At 61.7% G+C, this 3,547-nt stretch carries 4 protein-coding genes; 2 read left to right on the top strand and 2 right to left on the bottom strand.

Features of this window, described 5'->3' with window-relative positions:
- The coding region (locus ACXJ7R_RS27660; protein WP_457154599.1) for an inorganic phosphate transporter at positions 1 to 458 on the top strand (458 nt) is incomplete at its 5' end.
- 153 nt (positions 459 to 611) lie between these two features.
- On the opposite strand, the gene ACXJ7R_RS27655 is transcribed toward ACXJ7R_RS27660, so the two are convergent.
- Positions 612 to 1,772, bottom strand: coding sequence for a patatin-like phospholipase family protein (locus ACXJ7R_RS27655; RefSeq protein ID WP_457154598.1), 1,161 nt, complete (start codon positions 1,770 to 1,772; stop codon positions 612 to 614).
- Positions 1,765 to 2,553 (bottom strand): acetoacetate decarboxylase, encoded by a 789-nt coding sequence (locus tag ACXJ7R_RS27650; protein WP_457154597.1) that lies wholly within the window; start codon positions 2,551 to 2,553, stop codon positions 1,765 to 1,767. Before ACXJ7R_RS27650 ends, ACXJ7R_RS27655 begins: the two co-directional genes overlap by 8 nt.
- A 245-nt stretch (positions 2,554 to 2,798) precedes the next feature.
- On the opposite strand from ACXJ7R_RS27650, the gene ACXJ7R_RS27645 reads away from it, so the two are divergent.
- The coding region (locus tag ACXJ7R_RS27645; RefSeq protein WP_457154596.1) for a 3-hydroxybutyrate dehydrogenase at positions 2,799 to 3,547 on the top strand (749 nt) is incomplete at its 3' end.

Genomic DNA, 3,547 nt, shown 5'->3' with positions numbered 1-3,547 from the left:
CACTCAAGCTGATCGACAAGAAGAAGTTGCTGCCGATGGAGGCCGCCGATCTGAAAGCGGTCACCGACTATCACAAGGCCGTCGACAACGCGACGAAGTTCATCCCGATCTGGGTGAAGGTCGCCGTTGCCCTGGCGCTCGGCCTCGGCACCATGGTCGGCTGGAAGCGCATCGTCGTCACGGTCGGCGAGAAGATCGGCAAGAGCCATCTGACCTATGGCCAGGGTGCCGCCGCGGAGCTTGTCGCGATGGTGACCATCGGCATGGCCGACCGGCTCGGACTGCCAGTGTCGACAACGCACGTGCTGTCGTCGGGCGTCGCCGGAACGATGGCCGCTAACGGTTCGGGCCTGCAATGGTCGACGGTGCGCAACCTGCTGCTTGCCTGGGTGCTGACCTTGCCGTGCTCGATCACGCTCGCCTTCGTGCTGTTCATCGTCTTCCGCCAGGTGTTTTAGCGGACAATCAATTATTGAAACGAAAACGGCGCCGGTTCCGGCGCCGTTTTTCGTTTGGGGTAGTCTGGCTTGTTTCAATACGGCTGAAAGGCTTTGGTCGGCAAACTGTGGATTCGCCAGCCCCCTCGTCAGACGAAGGCGCCAGCAAAGACCTCAGGTCGGATCCTCGCGGTGCAGATCGTGGATGGCGACGCCCTCGACATTGGTCGGCAGGGTCAGCCACTGGCGATGGCGCAGCGTGCGCTGCGTGTCCTCCAGCCCCATCTCCCAGTGCTCACGCATCGAGGTGCCGGAGAATTCGTAGTCCTTGGCGTGTCCCTCATAGCCTTTGTGCTGGTAGATCAGGTGGACGATGTTGACGACGCCGTCCTGCGAATAGTCGGCGATCAGCTCTCTTTCACCATCCTTCAACAGTTCGGCGGGCACGCGCTTCAGCGCCTCGAGCAGCTTCATCTTCAGCGCATGGATGCGCTGGAAATTGTCGGTGTTCTGGCGCGTGCGGCTGGAATACATGATGTCCTTGTGCCGCGACAGCACGTCGGCCATGCCGCGTGGCAAGGTGCCGCGCGCGCTGAACAGGTCGACCTGGAACACCAGCGAAGAGCGGTCCTCCTCCTGGTCGAGCAGGTATTGCAGCGGCGTGTTGGAGACGATGCCGCCGTCCCAGTAGTATTCGCCCTCGATGCGGATCGACGGGAAGGCCGGCGGCAGCGCGCCGCTGGCCATGATATGCTCCGGTTCGATGCGCACTTTCTCGGTGTCGAAATAGACGAAGTTGCCGGTTCTGACATTGACCGCGCCGACGCTCAGCCGCTTCTTGCCGTCGTTGAGGATATCGAAGTCGATCAGGCTTTCCAGCGTCTCCTTCAATTCGGCCGTGTCATAGAAGCTGGTGGCGCCTTCGGCTCCCGGCTGTTCGAACCAGGGATTGGGATTGCGCGGCTTGAAGAAGCCGGGCTGGCCCATGGTCATCGTCATCCAAGAACTTGTGCGGTTGCGGATGTCGCGGTAGATGTCGCCTTCCGGCGTATAGGCCCATATCTTGCGGCCCGAGATCGTCTGCCAGAATTGCTCGAGACGCTGCAGGCGGCGGCTTGATTCATTGCCGGCGATGATCGCCGCATTGATGGCGCCGATCGACACGCCGGAAAGCCAGCTCGGCTCGCAGCCGGCGTCGGCCAGTGCCTGATAGACCCCGGCCTGATAGGCGCCGAGCGCGCCGCCACCCTGAAACACCAGCGCGATGCGGTCATACTGCGCCGAGATTTCCTCGATGGTGGCTGTGGCCTCCTTCTTGCGGTTGCGTTCAAGCACGAATTTTCTCCGGCTGGGTTGCGCTGATCTCGGAAGGGTTGCGATCAGCGAGGTAGTCGTAAACCACCTCGCCCAGCCCGAGCGTCAGATCGGCGGTGAAATGAACAGCCGATACGATGTCGAGCACTGGCAACTTCGCAACGTCGGCCATGACATGGGGCCGCAGATCGAGTGCCGCGGGCGCCGTCCATGCCTCCTTCAGCGTGATGTCGGTGAGGTAGTAGCGAACCAGCTCGCAGATGCGCGGCGTGCCGTCGACATGCGGGATGATCTTGACCARGAAGTTGGGAGCAGCCAGCGAGGCAAGCACGGAATCGTGATCGGCCTCCCGGTGCTTGTAGCCCATGGTGCCGGTGGCGCACAGAACGCTGCCATAGTGCAGCGTGCCGACCACCACTTCGCCCTCATGCACGATCTTGGGGCTGGCCAGCTTCTTGGGAAATCCCCACAGTTCACGCCCGCCGGCGATCGGCGCGTCGTCGTCGAGATACATCGAATGAACGTAGCCGCCGTGCTGGCCTTTGTAGCGCACCGGGATCACCTGGCCGGTCTCGGTATAGTCGCCGAAGCCGGTTGAATCAGGCATGCGGATGAATTCGTACTTGACCAGCGGCTCGTCGATCTCCAGCGGCGCTGGCACGACGGCTTCGAGCGCCTCGCGCGTCGTGCGGTAAGTAATGATGACGTATTCGCGGTCGAAGAAACGATACGGCCCTGGCGGGAAGGACGGATTGGTCAGCGGCATCGCATAGGCCCGCTTCACGACATCGGCGATTTCCAAGCTGCACCCCCAAGGTCTTTTACAGGCAAAATTTCGTCAGGAATGACCGCGCGAATGCGCAGCGATTATGTTGCACGGCACCATGACAGTGCCGTGTCACCCCGGCGACAACGGCTTCGAAGGGACAGGAACCATGCTCCGGCGTTGTCGCAAGGTTGTAATCGCATCGACACATGGCTCTGCCATTGTCATGCTGCGATGCACAATTATATGTCATGTTCCCTCCCACCTCGCGCGAGATCACCATGGGTTCCCTGTCTTCGAAGAATGCCCTCGTCACCGGCTCGACCAGCGGTATCGGCCTGGCAATAGCCCGCGCCTTTGCCGCTGAAGGCGCAAACGTCACCATCAACGGGCTGGGCGATGCCGCGGCAATCGAACAGGAGCGCGCCGGCATCGAGAAGGATTTCGGCGTCAAGTGCCGCTACTCCGATGCCAACATGATGGACGGCGCGGCGGTGAGCGCCATGGTGCATGAGGCCGAGGCCGCGTTCGGCAGTCTCGATATCCTGGTCAACAATGCCGGCATTCAGCATGTCGCGCCGATCGAGGACTTCCCGGACGACAAATGGGAAGCCATCATCCGCATCAACTTGCTCGCCGCCTTCTACGCGATCAAGGCGGCGCTGCCCGGCATGAAGGCGCGCAAATGGGGCCGCATCATCAACACGGCTTCCGCGCACGCGCTGGTCGCTTCGCCGTTCAAGTCGGCCTATGTGTCGGCCAAGCACGGCATTGCGGGCCTGACCAAGACAGTGGCTCTCGAGACAGCGCTTGACGGCATCACGGTCAATGCGATCGCGCCGGGCTATGTCTGGACGCCGCTGGTCGAAAAGCAGATTCCCGACACGATGAAAGCGCGCGGYATGACCGAGGAACAGGTCAAGCACGACGTGCTGCTGGCGGCGCAGCCGACCAAGGAATTTGTCACCGTCGACGAGCTTGCGGCATTGACGCTGTTCCTGTGCTCGGACTCAGCCAAGCAGATCACCGG

It is taken from the genome of Mesorhizobium sp. P5_C1, assembly GCF_054049815.1.
The sequence above is the reverse complement of the archived record's forward strand: the minus strand, read 5'-3'. Positions and strand labels throughout refer to the sequence as shown.